This is a genomic window from Streptomyces sp. PR69, assembly GCF_026420845.1.
GTDB lineage: Bacteria > Actinomycetota > Actinomycetes > Streptomycetales > Streptomycetaceae > Streptomyces.
The window spans coordinates 111,601-125,306 of the sequence record NZ_JAOWCB010000005.1 but is presented as its reverse complement, the minus strand read 5'-3'; the positions used below and the strand labels follow the sequence as shown (position 1 = coordinate 125,306).

The 13,706-nt window shown below is 72.3% G+C and carries 13 protein-coding genes; 5 read left to right on the top strand and 8 right to left on the bottom strand.

The annotated features are described in order from the left end of the window. Positions 1–97 precede the first annotated feature (97 nt). A complete protein-coding gene (locus tag OF819_RS06715; protein ID WP_267242432.1) occupies positions 98–658 on the bottom strand; it encodes an NUDIX domain-containing protein in 561 nt (186 codons plus the stop codon). A gap of 49 nt (positions 659–707) precedes the next feature. Beyond that, positions 708–1,685, bottom strand: a complete 978-nt coding sequence (locus tag OF819_RS06710) for a beta-ketoacyl-ACP synthase III (RefSeq protein WP_267242431.1) — start codon at positions 1,683–1,685, stop codon at positions 708–710. Between the two features lie 311 nt (positions 1,686–1,996). Here OF819_RS06710 and fdhD point away from each other — a divergent pair, with 311 nt between their 5' ends. Then, positions 1,997–2,845: a formate dehydrogenase accessory sulfurtransferase FdhD gene (gene fdhD / locus OF819_RS06705; RefSeq protein ID WP_267242430.1), complete on the top strand. Its 849-nt coding sequence runs from the start codon at positions 1,997–1,999 to the stop codon at positions 2,843–2,845. Between the two features lie 53 nt (positions 2,846–2,898). On the opposite strand, the gene OF819_RS06700 is transcribed toward fdhD, so the two are convergent. Both OF819_RS06700 and OF819_RS06695 read right to left on the bottom strand, forming a co-directional pair. Then, on the bottom strand, positions 2,899–3,291 hold the full coding sequence (locus tag OF819_RS06700) for a (2Fe-2S) ferredoxin domain-containing protein (protein ID WP_267242561.1): 393 nt from the start codon (positions 3,289–3,291) through the stop codon (positions 2,899–2,901). A gap of 56 nt (positions 3,292–3,347) precedes the next feature. Next, entirely contained in the window at positions 3,348–4,406 is a 1,059-nt protein-coding gene (locus OF819_RS06695) for a bile acid:sodium symporter family protein (protein WP_267242560.1), read from the bottom strand. Positions 4,407–4,539: 133 nt separating this feature from the next. On the opposite strand from OF819_RS06695, the gene OF819_RS06690 reads away from it, so the two are divergent. The 3 genes from OF819_RS06690 to OF819_RS06680 all read left to right on the top strand — a co-directional run bounded on the left by OF819_RS06690 (position 4,540) and on the right by OF819_RS06680 (position 8,473). Further along, positions 4,540–5,466 (top strand): LysR substrate-binding domain-containing protein, encoded by a 927-nt coding sequence (locus OF819_RS06690; RefSeq protein WP_267242429.1) that lies wholly within the window; start codon positions 4,540–4,542, stop codon positions 5,464–5,466. A gap of 220 nt (positions 5,467–5,686) precedes the next feature. Beyond that, entirely contained in the window at positions 5,687–7,510 is a 1,824-nt protein-coding gene (locus tag OF819_RS06685; protein WP_267242428.1) for an AMP-dependent synthetase/ligase, read from the top strand. A gap of 129 nt (positions 7,511–7,639) precedes the next feature. Continuing rightward, positions 7,640–8,473, top strand: coding sequence for an aldo/keto reductase (locus OF819_RS06680; protein ID WP_323748901.1), 834 nt, complete (start codon positions 7,640–7,642; stop codon positions 8,471–8,473). Positions 8,474–8,476: 3 nt separating this feature from the next. Here OF819_RS06680 and OF819_RS06675 read toward each other — a convergent pair whose 3' ends face one another. The 3 genes from OF819_RS06675 to OF819_RS06665 form a co-directional block, all read right to left on the bottom strand. Beyond that, the gene (locus tag OF819_RS06675; protein WP_267242427.1) at positions 8,477–10,420 is read right to left on the bottom strand and encodes an APC family permease; all 1,944 of its coding nucleotides are present in this window, start codon (positions 10,418–10,420) and stop codon (positions 8,477–8,479) included. A gap of 115 nt (positions 10,421–10,535) precedes the next feature. Further along, entirely contained in the window at positions 10,536–11,402 is an 867-nt protein-coding gene (locus OF819_RS06670) for a class I SAM-dependent methyltransferase (RefSeq protein ID WP_267242426.1), read from the bottom strand. Between the two features lie 27 nt (positions 11,403–11,429). Next, positions 11,430–12,416 carry an AraC family transcriptional regulator gene (locus OF819_RS06665; RefSeq protein WP_267242425.1) on the bottom strand — a complete coding sequence of 329 codons (987 nt, stop codon included), beginning with the start codon at positions 12,414–12,416 and terminating at the stop codon, positions 11,430–11,432. A 95-nt stretch (positions 12,417–12,511) separates the two neighbouring features. On the opposite strand from OF819_RS06665, the gene OF819_RS06660 reads away from it, so the two are divergent. Next, complete coding sequence (locus OF819_RS06660; RefSeq protein ID WP_267242424.1) at positions 12,512–13,357, top strand: NAD(P)H-binding protein; 846 nt, start codon at positions 12,512–12,514, stop codon at positions 13,355–13,357. 36 nt (positions 13,358–13,393) lie between these two features. Here the strand turns inward: OF819_RS06660 and OF819_RS06655 are convergent, their stop codons facing one another. Next, complete coding sequence (locus OF819_RS06655) at positions 13,394–13,699, bottom strand: 4a-hydroxytetrahydrobiopterin dehydratase (protein WP_267242423.1); 306 nt, start codon at positions 13,697–13,699, stop codon at positions 13,394–13,396. Between the last annotated feature and the right edge of the window lie 7 nt (positions 13,700–13,706).

Below are 13,706 nucleotides of genomic sequence, written 5' to 3'. Positions count from 1 at the left end.
CGTAGCAGCACTCTTCCGAGTGGGGAAGAACTTGCGCAGCGTTCTCCGTCAACTTTTGCCACTCAGAGGACAAAGCGGGGGCAGGCTTCAGAGCGCTTCAGCTTCCCTGCTCCCCCTGCTCCCCCTGCTCTCCGCGCCCCTCACGCCCCTCACGCTCCCCCTGCTCCCCGTGGACAAGGGCGTCGAGACGGTCGAGAAAGACCCGCTGACCGGTGACCAGCCGGGGCCGTGCCGCCTGGGGCGACAGCCACTCCACCCGGTCGAGTTCGGGGAACTCCGCGACACGGCCCGAGCGCGGCGGCCACTCCATCGTGAAGCTCCCCGGCCGGACCAGCGCGATGTCGAGGTCCGCCTCAAGCGCCCACAGCGCGACGGTCTTGCCGCCCGGCTGACGGGCCTCCCCGAGCGGCAGCCACTCGCCGTCCGGCGGCTCGACCCCCAGCTCCTCGGCGAACTCCCGGCGCGCCGCGGCCCGCGGCTCCTCGCCCTCCGCGTACTCCCCCTTGGGCGCCGACCAGGCCCCGGCGTCCTTCGACTGCCAGAAGGGCCCGCCCATATGGCCGACGAGAACCTCATAGGCGCTGCCCGCGCCGTCCCGCCGGGTGCCGCGCCTGCGGAAGAGCAGCAGTCCCGCGCTTCGCTTCGCCGCCGTGGCCATGGGGCCAGTCTGCCCCTGAGTGCGTCACCGGGGCATGTCGCGGGAGCCGTCAGGGGCAGCGGATGACCTGGCCCGCGTACGAGAGATTGCCGCCGAAGCCGAAGAGCAGGGCAGGCGCGCCGCTTTCGACCTCACCCCGCTCGATGAGCTTGGACAGCGCCATCGGGATGGAGGCGGCCGAGGTGTTGCCCGAGGCGACGACATCGCGGGCGACCACCGCGTTGACCGCTCCGATCCGCTGGGCGACCGGCTCGATGATCCGCAGATTCGCCTGGTGCAGCACCACCGCGGCGAGCTCCTCGGGGGCGACTCCGGCCCGCTCGCACACCTGGCGGGCGATCGGCGGAAGCTGTGTGGTCGCCCAGCGGTAGACCGCCTGGCCTTCCTGGGCGAAGCGGGACGGGGTGCCCTCGATGCGTACGGCGTGGCCCATCTCCGGCACGGAGCCCCACAGCACCGGGCCGATGCCCGCCGGTGTGCCGTCGCCTCCGTCCGCGCCCCCGTCCGCGCCGCCGTCCACGGCTTCGACGACGGCCGCCCCCGCTCCGTCGCCGACGAGGACGCATGTGGTGCGGTCGGTCCAGTCCGTGACGGCGGTCATCTTGTCGGCCCCGATGACCAGAGCCCGGCGTGCGGCCCCGGCGCGCAGCGAGTGGTCGGCCATGGCCAGGGCGTGGGTGAAGCCCGCGCAGACGACGTTGAGGTCCAGCACGGCCGGGGACGCCATGCCCAGCCGGGCCGCGACGCGGGCGGCGGTGTTCGGGGAGCGGTCGACGGCGGTGGAGGTGGCGACCAGCACCAGGTCGATCGCGTCGGGGGTCAGGCCCGCGGCGGCCAGGGCCTTGGCGGCCGCGTGCGCGGCGAGTTCGTCCACCGGTTCGTCGGGTCCTGCGACATGGCGGGTCTCGATGCCGACGCGGCTGCGGATCCACTCGTCGCTGGTGTCCACCAGGGCCGCCAGGTCCTCGTTGGCGAGCACCTTGGCCGGCTGGTAGTGCCCGAGCGCCACGACGCGTGAGCCGGTCATCGATGGTTCCCCCTCCGGAGCCGATGCAGCGGTTTGCAGGAACATCCAGTGTTGGCGGCTACCGATCGGTACGACGGCAGGTGATCCCACAGCGTCGCGGCCAGGACTTTGGAGCTTCCGCACGTGCGATGCCGGCGGCCGGCCCCCCGCGGCCGGACAAGGGCGCTCCCGCGCACAGGAGATCGCATACAAGCGCAGACAAGTGCATGCAGGCGCATGCAGGCGGCATACACGAGAGCGAATGCAGGAGAATGAACACCGCACACGGCCGCCGAACAGCCGCGGCGACCGGGACGGAGGCTTCACACACCATGGGACGCGTCACCGAGCGCCGACGCACGCTCCGCATCCGGGACGGCGCCGTCACCGCCCGCCCCGACACTCTGGTGGCCGAGGAGCCCCTGGAGATCCGGCTGAACGGCAAGCCCCTCGCCGTCACCATGCGCACCCCGGGCGATGACTTCGCGCTCGCGGCCGGCTTTCTGGTCAGCGAGGGCGTGATCGGCGCGGCGGACGAGGTCCGCTCGATCGTGTACTGCGCCGGGGCCGACGACGAGGGCGTGAACACCTACAACGTGGTGGACGTACAGCTCGCCCCCGGTGTGCCGGTGCCGGAGACGGGCCTGGAGCGGAACGTCTACACCTCGTCCTCCTGCGGGCTGTGCGGGAAGACCAGCCTCGACGCGGTGCGCACCGTCGCCCGCTTCCCCGTAGCCGACGCCCCCCGGGTGCGGGTCTCCCCGGCGCTGCTCGCAGAGCTGCCGGGCAGGCTCCGCTCCGCGCAGCAGGTGTTCGACCGGACCGGGGGGCTGCACGCGGCCGCGCTCTTCTCGGAGACGGGTGAACTGCTGGACGTACGGGAGGACGTGGGCCGCCACAACGCGGTCGACAAGCTCGTCGGACGCGCGCTCCAGGACGGCCGGCTGCCGCTGTCCCGGGCGATCCTGCTGGTGTCCGGGCGCGCCTCGTTCGAGCTGGCGCAGAAGGCGGTGATGGCGGGTGTTCCGCTGCTGGCCGCGGTGTCCGCGCCGTCCTCGCTCGCCGTGGACCTGGCGGCACAGAGCGGTCTGACGCTGGTCGGCTTTCTGCGCGGGCCGCAGATGAACGTGTACGCGGGAGAGGAGCGGATCGCCCTGGAGCCCTCGGCGCCCGAAGGCTGAACCCGAAGGCTGAGAAGGCGAGCCCGAAGGCTGAACGGGGCGTCAGCGGGGCGTCAGGGGCGCGGGCGGCGGCTCGGCGGCAGCGGGACGGGCACCCGCTGGAGCTCCAGCGCCGGCGAGGGCTCGGCGACGCCGGGGCCGCCCGCCGCCGCCCAGGCCAGGATGTCGTCGGTCGCGTCGTCGTCCAGCACCCAGCCGAACCAGGCGGCCCGCGCGCCGCGGCGGCGGCCCTCGGCGGACGGCTGGACCACGACGACATTCGCCTGCCCGCAGGGCCCGAGGCATTCACTGGTGCGCACCGCCATCCGCCCGCCGGAGGCGTCCGCGGCGGCCCGCAGCCGGGCCAGCTGGCCTTCGTGGTCGACGTCCGGGTGCTTGCGCGGACTGCCGCAGCAGCAGCCCCGGCAGACGACCAGGGTGCAGGGGCGCTCGGCGAACGGCCGTATCGGATGCGGGCCCGGAGGCGAACACGCCGAATGTTTGGGATCCGTCGGATGCACTGTCACCCGACGATCTTGCCAGGCCCCCCGCGCCGTGGAAACGGCGCACTGCGGGGCGCGGGGCCCTGCCCCGCGAAGGACTGGGCGCGCCGGGTGGCGATGACGGCGCAGACCATCAGCTGCATCTGGTGGAAGAGCATCAGCGGCAGCACCGCCAGGCTCGCCTGCGCCCCGAAGAGCACGCTCGCCATCGGCAGCCCCGCCGCCAGGCTCTTCTTCGAACCCGCGAACTGGATCGTGATCCGGTCCTCGCGCGGGAAGCCGAGCCGCCCGGCCCCGTACCAGGTCAGCGCGAGCATCACGGCGAGGAGCAGCGCCTCGACGCCGAGGAGCGCGCCCAGCCGGGGCCAGGTGACCTGGTTCCAGACGCCCGAGACCATGCCTTCGCTGAAGGCCGTGTAGACGACGAGGAGGATCGCGCCCCGGTCGGCGTAGCCGAGCGCCGTGCGATGCCGGGCGAGCCACCCGCCGATCCACCGCCGGAGCAGCTGCCCCGCGAGGAACGGCACAAGGAGCTGAAGCGCGATCCCCAGAAGCGAGTCCGCGGAGAACCCGCCCGCGGCGCCGCCGATCAGGGCGGCCGCGAGCAGCGGGGTGAGGAGGATGCCGACCAGGCTGGAGAAGGAGCCGGCGCAGATCGCGGCGGGGACGTTGCCGCGGGCCATCGAGGTGAAGGCGATGGACGACTGGATGGTGGACGGCACCAGGCAGAGAAAGAGGAACCCGCTGTACAGGTCCGGGGTGAGGACGTACGGCCGCAGTCCGCGGGCCGCGAGCCCCAGCAGCGGAAAGACCAGGAAGGTGGCGGCGAGGACGGTGACATGGAGCCGCCAGTGCCGCAGCCCGTCCAGCGCCTCGCGGGTGGACAGCCGCGCTCCGTAGAGGAAGAACAGCAGCGCCACCGCGCCGGTCGAGGCGCCGCCGACGGCGTCGGCCGCCGTGCCCGAGGCGGGCAGCAGCGCCGCCAGGGCGACCGTGCCGAGCAGCGCCAGCAGATAGGGGTCCAGCGGCAGCCAGGACGGCAGACGCGGACTCAGGCGCGATGCGGGGCGGCGGCTCATGGTGCTCACTTGCTTTCGGGTCCGGCGGCTCCGGACGTGCGTTCCCATGATCCGCCGCAGGACAGCGATCGGGAATCCCGTACGCCGCACTGACTGTCATCGCCATTCGTGATGAGCGCACTACGCTTGAAGCATGTACGACCCGGTTCAGCTGCGTACGTTCCTCGCCGTCGCCCAGACCCTGAGCTTCACCCAGGCCGCGGGCCGCCTCGGGGTGCGGCAGTCGACGGTGAGCCAGCATGTGCGGCGGCTGGAGGAGGCGACGGGCCGCAGGCTCTTCACACGGGACACGCACAGCGTGGAGCTGACCGAGGACGGGGAGGCGATGCTCGGCTTCGCCCGGACGATCCTGGCCGCGCACGAGCGGGCGTCGGCGTACTTCACGGGGACACGGCTGCGCGGCAGGCTGCGGTTCGGGGCGTCGGAGGACTTTGTGCTGACCCGGCTGCCGGAGATTCTGGAGTCGTTCCGGCGGGACCATCCCGAGGTCGATCTGGAGCTGACCGTCGAGCTGTCCGGCACCCTGCACGAGCGGCTGGCGGCGGGCCGGCTCGATCTGGTGCTCGCCAAGGGCGGCGCCCAGCGGGACGGCGGCGGCGCGGGGCGGCTGGTCTGGCGCGACCGCATGGTCTGGATCGCCGCGGAGGGGGTGCGGATCGAGCAGGACCGCCCGGTGCCGCTGATCCTCTTTCCGCCCCCGGCGGTCACCCGCGCCCGCGCGCTTGAGGTGCTGGAGCGTCATGGCCGCCCCTGGCGGATCGCCTGTACGAGCGGCAGCCTCAGCGGGCTGGTCGCCGCCGCCCGCGCGCGGCTCGGCGTGATGGCGCACACCCGTGGGCTGATTCCGCCGGGGCTGGTGCAGGTTCCCGAGCGGGCCGGTCTTCCGGAGCTGGGTGCGGTGGACTTCGTCCTGCTGCACGGCCGCCGCCGCGGTCCGGCGTCGGGGGCGCGGTCGGGGGCGCAGGAGGCGGCGGACGCGCTGGCCGCGGCGATTCTGGCGAGCGGCGATCGGCTGCACAGCGGAGGCGCCAGGTCCGTACCAGGGGGCGTACGCCCGTAGAGCGCGCGTGTTCAGGAGGTACAGATTCGGTGGAGATCGCTCCGGCGCGAACTGACTCCACGGTAAGAACGTCCATAAAGACGTCCATTCTGTGGTCGACCATCAGCCGCTGACCTGTACCGACGCCATTTGTCCACACTTCGCCCGGGCTCTGACCCACGTCTCGATCGACTGGGGTACCGTCGCGGCGCTGTGCGGGGAGCGCCACGAGGAGCAGCCATTGCGCGAGTTCACTGTCCCACCCCTGGCCGCGGCGCCCCAGGTCGGGGGACTGGCGGATGCGGTGTTCGACCATGCCCTCGACGACCCCGGGCATATCGCTCTCGGGCGCAAGGACGCGGACGGCCGCTGGCGCGACATGACCTCCGGCGAGTTCCGCGACGAGGTGCTGGCGCTGGCCAAGGGGCTGCTGGCGCAGGGGGTGCGGTTCGGCGACCGGGTGGCCCTGATGTGCCGTACGCGCTACGAGTGGACGCTGTTCGACTTCGCGCTGTGGACGGTGGGCGCGCAGTCGGTGCCCGTGTATCCGACCTCGTCCGCCGAGCAGGTCTCCTGGATTCTGCATGACGCCGGGGTGACGGCGTGCGTGGTGGAGCATGAGGACCATGCGATGACCGTCGGGTCGGCCTTGGGCCGGCTGCCGCGGCTGCAGCGGCTGTGGCAGGTGGACGCGGGGGCGGTGGCCGAGCTGTTCGCGGCGGGCGCGCATATCGACGACGAGGTGGTGCACCGGCACCGGCGCGCGGTCACACCCGATTCCATCGCCACGGTGATCTACACCTCGGGAACCACCGGCCGCCCCAAGGGGTGTGTGCTCACCCATGCGAACTTCATGTTCGAGACGGACACCCTGATCCGCCGTTGGGAGCCGGTGTTCCACACCAGGCCGGGCGATGAGCCGGCGACGCTGCTGTTTCTGCCGCTGGCGCATGTCTTCGGGCGGATGGTGGAGGTGGCGGCGGTCCTCGGCCGGGTCAAGCTGGGTCATCAGCCGGTGCTTCAGGCGACCGCGCTGCTGCCCGATCTGGCCGCGTTCCGGCCGACGTTCATCCTGGCCGTGCCGTATGTCTTCGAGAGGGTCTTCCACGCCGCGCGGCGCACGGCCGAGGCGGAGGGAAAGGCGGCCGCGTTCGACAAGGCGGTCGCGGTGGCGGTGAAGTACGCGGAGGCGCTGGAGGCGCGGGCCTTCGGGCTGGGCTCCGGCCCCTCGGCCGCGCTGCGGGTGCAGCACCAGCTCTTCGAGAAGCTCGTCTACGGCAAGGTGCGCGAGGCGATGGGCGGGCGGGTGCGCCATGCCATGTCCGGCGGGTCCGGGATGAGCCGCCGGCTGGGGCTGTTCTTCGAGGGCGCGGGCGTGCGGGTCTTCGAGGGGTACGGGCTGACGGAGTCGACCGCGGCGGCGACGGCGAACCCGCCGGAACGGATCCGCTACGGCACGGTGGGCCAGCCGGTCCCGGGTACGACGGTGCATATCGCTCAGGACGGGGAGGTGTGGCTGCGCGGCCCGCAGATCTTCTCCGGGTATCTCAACGACCGCGAGGCCACCGACGCGGTGCTGCGGGACGGCTGGCTGGCGACCGGCGATCTCGGGACCCTCGACGAGGACGGCTATCTGACCATCACCGGGCGGAAGAAGGAGATCCTGGTGACGTCGGGCGGCAAGAGCGTCTCGCCGGCGGGGCTGGAGGAGCGGGTGCGTTCCCATCCGCTGATCGCCCAGTGCATCGTCGTCGGCAACGACCGGCCGTTCATCGCCGCGCTGGTGACGCTCGACCAGGACGCCGTCGAGCACTGGCTGGCCATGCAGCACAGGGCGCCGCTGCCGCCCGCGGCGATGGTGCGCGACCCCGATCTGGAGAGCGAGATCCGGCGGGCGGTGGTGGCGGCCAACACCCTGGTGTCACAGGCCGAGTCGATCCGCACCTTCCGCATACTGGCGCATCCGTTCACCGAGGAGCACGGGTTGCTGACCCCCTCGCTGAAGCTCAAACGGAAGGCGATCGAGGCGGCGTACGCGGCCGAGGTGGACGCCCTGTACGGGTGACGCCCGGTGCGGGCGGGGCTTCCCGGAGGCGCGCGGGAAACAAAAAGATCGCTTCGTACGGGAATGCGCCGCGGGCTGGCATCGTTGGGCAGGCATGTGACAACCGACGACGTTAGGACTCGACCGCTCGTGAGCAAGGTCCCCTCCCTCACCCTCAACAACGGCAACACGATGCCGCAGCTCGGCTACGGCGTCTGGCAGGTGCCGGACGACGAGGCGGCGCAGGCGGTGGGCACGGCCCTCAAGGCCGGCTACCGCAGCATCGACACCGCGGCGATCTACGAGAACGAAGAGGGCGCCGGCCGCGCCGTCGCCGACTCCGGGCTGCCCCGCGAGGACCTCTTCATCACCACCAAGGTCTGGAACAGCGCTCAGGGCTATGACACGACGCTGCGCGCCTTCGACGCCTCGCTGTCCAGGCTCGGCCTCGACTATGTGGACCTCTATCTGATCCACTGGCCGCTGCCGTCCAGGGACCTGTACGTCGACACGTACCGGGCGCTGGAGAGGATCCACGCGGACGGGCGGGCCAAGGCCATCGGCGTCTCCAACTTCCTTCCCGAACATCTGGAGCGGTTGATCGGCGAGACGTCCGTCGTCCCCGCCGTGAACCAGATCGAGCTGCATCCGCAGCTCCAGCAGTCCGAACTGCGCGACTTCCACGCCCAGCACGGCATCACGACCGAGGCCTGGTCCCCGCTGGGGCAGGGCAGGGGCCTGCTGGAGGTGCCGGCCGTCGTCGCGGTGGCGCAGAAGCACGGCAGGACGCCGGCGCAGATCGTGCTGCGCTGGCACCTCCAGCTCGGGAATGTGGCGATCCCGAAGTCCGTGACGCCGTCCAGGATCGCCGAGAACATCGACCTGTTCGACTTTGAGCTGGACGCCGACGACATGGCGGTGTTCGCCGCGCTGGACGAGGGCAGGCGGCTGGGCCCGGACCCGGCCGCGTTCGACGGCGCGTAGCCGTCACCCGGAGACTCCCCCGCCGGCCCCGGCCCCGGTCTGCGCCGTGAGCCGGTAGGGGACGTCGATCACGACCACGGACGGGTGGAACAGCAGCCGCGCTTTGAGCCGCAGCGCGCTCTGGTTGTGCAGCGGCTGCTCCCACCAGTGCCGGACGACGTACTCCGGGATGACGATGGAGACCAGCGCCTGAGGATCGGCCTCCGCGGCCTCCCTGATGTGCCGCAGCACCGGTGCGATCAGCTCCCGGTACGGGGAGTGCAGGACGGTCAGCGCCACCTCTGGCGCATGCTCGGCCCACTGCTCCCGCAGCCGTCGCAGCTCGTCCGGGTCCGAGCCGACCGTGACCGCCTCGATCGTCGACGGCCGCATGGCCATGCCCACTTCCAGCGCCCGCAGCGTCGGGGCGTGCACATCGGCGACGAGCACGATCATGCGGTGCCGGGCCGGGGCGCGCAGCCGCCGCCCCTCCGGCACCGCCACCTCCGCGGCGACCTGCGCATAGTGGCGTCGCACCCCTTTCATCCCGGCGAACAGCAGCGGCATGGCGACGACCACGAGCCACGCCCCATGGGTGAACTTGGTGACCACCACAATCACCAGCACCAGCGCGGTGAGAAACGCGCCGACCGCGTTGACGGCCATCGAGCGGCGCATCCGCGCCCGCCGGGCGGCCGGCAGGCGCTCCCGCAGCGCTGCGCGCCAGTGCCGCACCATCCCTGCCTGGGAGAGCGTGAAGGAGACGAACACGCCGACGATGTACAGCTGGATCAGCCGGGTGAGCGAGGCGTCGAAGAAGACGATCAGCCCGATGGCGGCCAGGGCCAGCAGCATCACTCCGTTGGAGTAGACGAGCCGGTCGCCGCGGTGGTGGAGCTGGTGCGGGACATAGCGGTCGCGGGCCAGGAACGAGGCCAGCATCGGGAAGCCGTTGAACGCCGTGTTGGCGGCCAGGACCAGCACCCCCGCGGTGAACGCCTGCAGCAGATAGAACAGCAGATGCGCATCGCCGAAGGTGGCGCGGCCGATCTGGGCCAGGGCGGTGGACATGGGCGTGTCGGGGGCGAGGCCCAGTTCGGCGGGTTCTGCGGCCACATGGACGTCGTATGTCATGGCGAGGGCGGTGATCCCGCCGAACATGGTCACCGAGAGCAGCCCCATCACGGCGAGCGTGTTGGCGGCGTTGCGGCTCTTGGGCTTGCGGAAGGCGGGGACGCCGTTGCTGATGGCCTCGACGCCGGTCAGCGCCGTACAGCCGGAGGCGAAGGCGCGCATCGCCAGCAGCACGACGGCGATCCCGGTGTAGTCGCCTTCCGCGTGGATGGGCAGATCCGCGGACTCGGCACGGATCACAGACCCGGTGGCCAGCCGGTAGACCGCCACCGCGAACATCAGATAGACCGCGGCGACGAAGCCGTAGGTGGGGACGGCGAAGACACGCCCCGACTCCCGGACGCCGCGCAGATTCATCAGGGTCAGCAGGATGACGAAGCCGACGGACAGCTCCACATGGTGGCCGGCGAGCGCCGGGACGGCGGAGGTGATGGCCGCGACGCCGGAGACCACGGAGACGGCGACGGTGAGCACATAGTCGATGAGCAGCGCACTGGCCGCGGTCAGCGCCGCGTTGGGGCCCAGATTCGCCCTGCTGACGGCATAGGCCCCGCCGCCGCCCGGATAGGCGCGGCAGGTCTGCCGGTAGGAGGCGACCACCACGATCAGCAGAAAGACGATGGCCGCCGCCGCGTACCAGGCCAGATGGAGCAGCGCGACCCCGCCGAGGGCGAGGATCAGCAGGATCTCCTCCGTCGCATAGGCCACGGAGGAGAGCGGGTCGCTGCAGAAGATCGGCAGTGCCAGCCGCTTGGGGAGGAGGGTCTCCCCCAGGCGCGCACTGTCGAGCGGGCGTCCGACGAGGAGCCGCTTGAGGTAGATCGAGGACGGCATACGCCACAACGTATGCGCACTTCACCCCATTTGCCGGTATCCGTCCATCGGGCGGCGGCCAGCCAGCTGTCGGCGGCCGTCCATGCCGCCGACCGGCTCACCCCCGGCGGGCGGCTCACCCCCGGCGGGCGGTGTGCACCGTGTGGGCGGCGAGCAGATACGCATCGGGCCGCCGGGCGAGCCCCTGCGGGTCCTCGGGATCCAGCAGCCGGTCGAGCGCGGCGATGTCGTCATCCGCCAGCCGCCCCTCCAGCGCGGTGCGGCTGCGGGTGAAGAAGGTGTGCAGATATTCACGTACAACGGGGGTCACGGGGGCGGGGATGTCGAGCAGGAAAGAGCGGGCGCCGCTGGGCGTGAGACCGGCCGCGGCGAGCAGCGCCCGCCAGTCCTCCGTCTCCCGTGCGAACCCGGGCAGTTCGGCGCGCATCTCGGCGAACCACTCGGCCCGCACGGCTTCCAGTCTGCTCTCCAGACCGGGCCGGCCCAAGCCGATGTCGCGGGGCAGATGGCGCTCCGTGAGCCCGCCCTCGACGAGTGCGACCAGACCGCCGGGGCGCAAGCGCCGGGCCAGGCCCGCCAGCGCGGCGCGCTGGTCCCCGATGTGGTGCAGCGCGTTGCCGGACCAGATCAGATCGGCCTCGCCCAGTGTGTCGATGTCGCCGGGCAGTTCGGCGTGCCGGGTCTGGACGCGGTCGGCGAGTCCGAGGCGCTCGGCGCGGGCCCGGGCACGTTCCAGGAGCGGCGGCGTGGCGTCGACGGCGACGACCTCCGCGTACGGGAACGCCTCGGCGAGCAGTGTGGTCAGCACGCCCGGTCCGCTGCCGACGTCCAGGATGCGGCGCACCGAGGCGGGCGGCGCGAGCTCGCCGAGCCAGGCCGCGGCCTGCCGGTAGACGGGGGTGCCGAGTTCGGCGCCGCGCTCAAGCATCGGGGCCATCTCGGCCCAGTCCATCTGAGTGGTGTCATGGTGGTGACGGGTCATGGGGTCAGGGTCGCGCGGAGCCGAAGGTCAGCGCGAGCTTTGTTGCGGTTGTGGCAAAGACTGACCGTACGGGGCCGAGCGGCGGCTCACGGCCCGGTGCTCCCGCGGACTGATGCCGCGCACCCGTTTGAAGGCCGCGCTGAGGGCGAACGCGCCGCTGTAGCCCACCTTTCCGGCCACGGCGTCCACGGTCGCGTCGGTCTCCCGCAGCAGATCGGCGGCGAGCGCGAGCCGCCAGCCGGTGAGGTACGCCATCGGGGGCTCGCCGACCAGCTCGGTGAATCTGCGGGCCAGCCCGGCGCGGGACACGCCGCATCGGGCCGCCAGCGAGGCCACGGTCCACGGATGCGCCGGATCGTCCTGGAGCAGCCGCAGGGCACGGCCCACGACCGGGTCGCCCAGCGCCCGGTACCAGGCCGGGGCGCGGGCGTCGGGCCGGGAGAACCAGGCACGCAGGGCGGCGATCAGCAGCAGGTCCAGGGTGCGGTCCAGTACGACGCTCTGGCCGGGCTCATCGCGGGTGATCGCCTCGTCGAGGACGGGCAGCAGCGGACAGGTCCAGGAGTCGCCCGGCAGCCACAGCAGCCCCGGCAGCGCGTCCAGCAGCCGTCCGCCGACCTCGCCGGGCATCTGGTAGGCGCCGATCAGCATGCTCACAGGCCCGTCGGGGGCGTTGCCCCAGGTGCGCACCCCGAGGTCCATCGACTGGGCGAGCGGCTCGCCCCGGAGCGTGCGGCAGCTCCCGCCGGGCCCGGCGACCGCCTGCGGCGGGGTGTCCGGGTCGTCGGCCACGGTGTACGGGGCCGGTCCGCGAGCGATGGCCAGATCGCCGGGGCGCAGCAGGACGGGGTCGCCGGATTCGGGGACGACCCAGGCCTCGCCACGGTCGACGCACATCAGACAGAGCGGCGCGCGGTCCTCGACCCGCACGGACCACGGCGGGGCCATGACCATGCGCAGCAGAAAAGCCCCTCGGGCGCGGGGACCGTCGAGCAGCCCGGCGAGTGCGTCCATGGCCGCCATCGTAGACGCGCCATCGTAGACGTACGCGTATGGAATTGAGCCTGTGGAGCATGGAGAGTCCATAAGCGCCGAGGGAATCTGGGGGCATGACAGAGAACCTGACACAGACGCAGAACACCACGGCGCTGGTGACGGCCGCGACGGGGAAGACCGGCCGTCGGGTGGCGGACCGGCTGCGGGCGCTCGGGCTCACGGTGCGGGCAGGATCGCGCCGGGGCGAGGTGCCCTTCGACTGGGAGGACGACTCCACCTGGGCCGCGGCGCTGCGGGGCGCGGACGCCGCCTATGTTGCCTACTACCCGGATCTCGCGGCCCCCGGCGCGGACGGGGCGATGCGGACCTTCGGCCGGCTCGCGGAGCGGGCCGGGGTGCGCCGGCTGGTGCTGCTCTCGGGGCGCGGCGAGCCGGAGGCGGCCAAGGCGGAGTCCGCGCTGCGGGAGTCGGGGGTGGCGCTGACGGTGGTGCGGGGCAGCTTCTTCGCGCAGAACTTCAGCGAGGGGCTGATGTACGAGGGGGTGTGCGCGGGCGAGTTCGCCTTCCCGGCCGGTCAGGCGGCCGAGCCGTTCATCGACGCCGACGATCTGGCGGACGTGGTGGCCACGGCGCTCACCGGGGACGCCTTCGCGGGCGAGACCCTGGAGCTGACGGGCCCTCGGCTGATCACCTTCGCCGAGGCCGCCGAGGAGCTGGCCCGTGCGACGGGCCGCGCGGTGCGGTACCGGCCGGTGTCCGGCGAGGAGTACGCGGCGATGCTCGGCGGCCAGGGCCTCCCGGCGGCGGAGGCCCGCTGGGCGGCGGAGCTGTTCGCCTCGCTCCTGGACGGACACAACGCGTCCCTGACGGACGAGGTGAAGCGGGTGCTGGGCCGTGAGCCGAAGGACTTCTCGGCCTTCGCCGGGGATGCGGTGCGCGCGGGCGCGTGGGGCGTTTGACGGCGGGGGGCTCCGCCCCCGTTACGGGCCCGGCCGCTACACCGCGCCGTGGGACGGGGCGATCTGTTCGACGCGTTCGGCCAGGGCGAAGTCCTTCGCCGTCACCGCGCCGCCCGCGTCGTGGGTGTGGACGGACAGACCCAGGGTGTTGTAGCCGAGGGTGAGGTCCGAGTGATGGTTCAGCTCGTCCTGGATCCGGGCGATGTGCACGGCCATCGCGGCCGCCGCAAAGTGGCTTTCGAGCCGGTACGAGCGGACGATCCGGTCGCCTTCCAGGGACCAGCCGGGAAGCTCCCGCAGCCGGTCCTCGATCTCCTTCTGCGACAAACGCTCGGTGGGCATGGGCGCA

Excerpts from the sequence above, each read along its gene's own strand:
- OF819_RS06715 (WP_267242432.1), bottom strand. The coding sequence starts at position 658 with ATGGCCACGGCGGCGAAGCGAAGCGCGGGACTGCTGCTCTTCCGCAGG.
- OF819_RS06710 (WP_267242431.1), bottom strand. The coding sequence starts at position 1,685 with ATGACCGGCTCACGCGTCGTGGCGCTCGGGCACTACCAGCCGGCCAAG.
- fdhD (WP_267242430.1), top strand. The coding sequence starts at position 1,997 with ATGGGACGCGTCACCGAGCGCCGACGCACGCTCCGCATCCGGGACGGC.
- OF819_RS06695 (WP_267242560.1), bottom strand. The coding sequence starts at position 4,406 with ATGAGCCGCCGCCCCGCATCGCGCCTGAGTCCGCGTCTGCCGTCCTGG.
- OF819_RS06690 (WP_267242429.1), top strand. The coding sequence starts at position 4,540 with ATGTACGACCCGGTTCAGCTGCGTACGTTCCTCGCCGTCGCCCAGACC.
- OF819_RS06675 (WP_267242427.1), bottom strand. The coding sequence starts at position 10,420 with ATGCCGTCCTCGATCTACCTCAAGCGGCTCCTCGTCGGACGCCCGCTC.
- OF819_RS06670 (WP_267242426.1), bottom strand. The coding sequence starts at position 11,402 with ATGACCCGTCACCACCATGACACCACTCAGATGGACTGGGCCGAGATG.
- OF819_RS06665 (WP_267242425.1), bottom strand. The coding sequence starts at position 12,416 with ATGGACGCACTCGCCGGGCTGCTCGACGGTCCCCGCGCCCGAGGGGCT.
- OF819_RS06660 (WP_267242424.1), top strand. The coding sequence starts at position 12,512 with ATGACAGAGAACCTGACACAGACGCAGAACACCACGGCGCTGGTGACG.
- OF819_RS06655 (WP_267242423.1), bottom strand. The coding sequence starts at position 13,699 with ATGCCCACCGAGCGTTTGTCGCAGAAGGAGATCGAGGACCGGCTGCGG.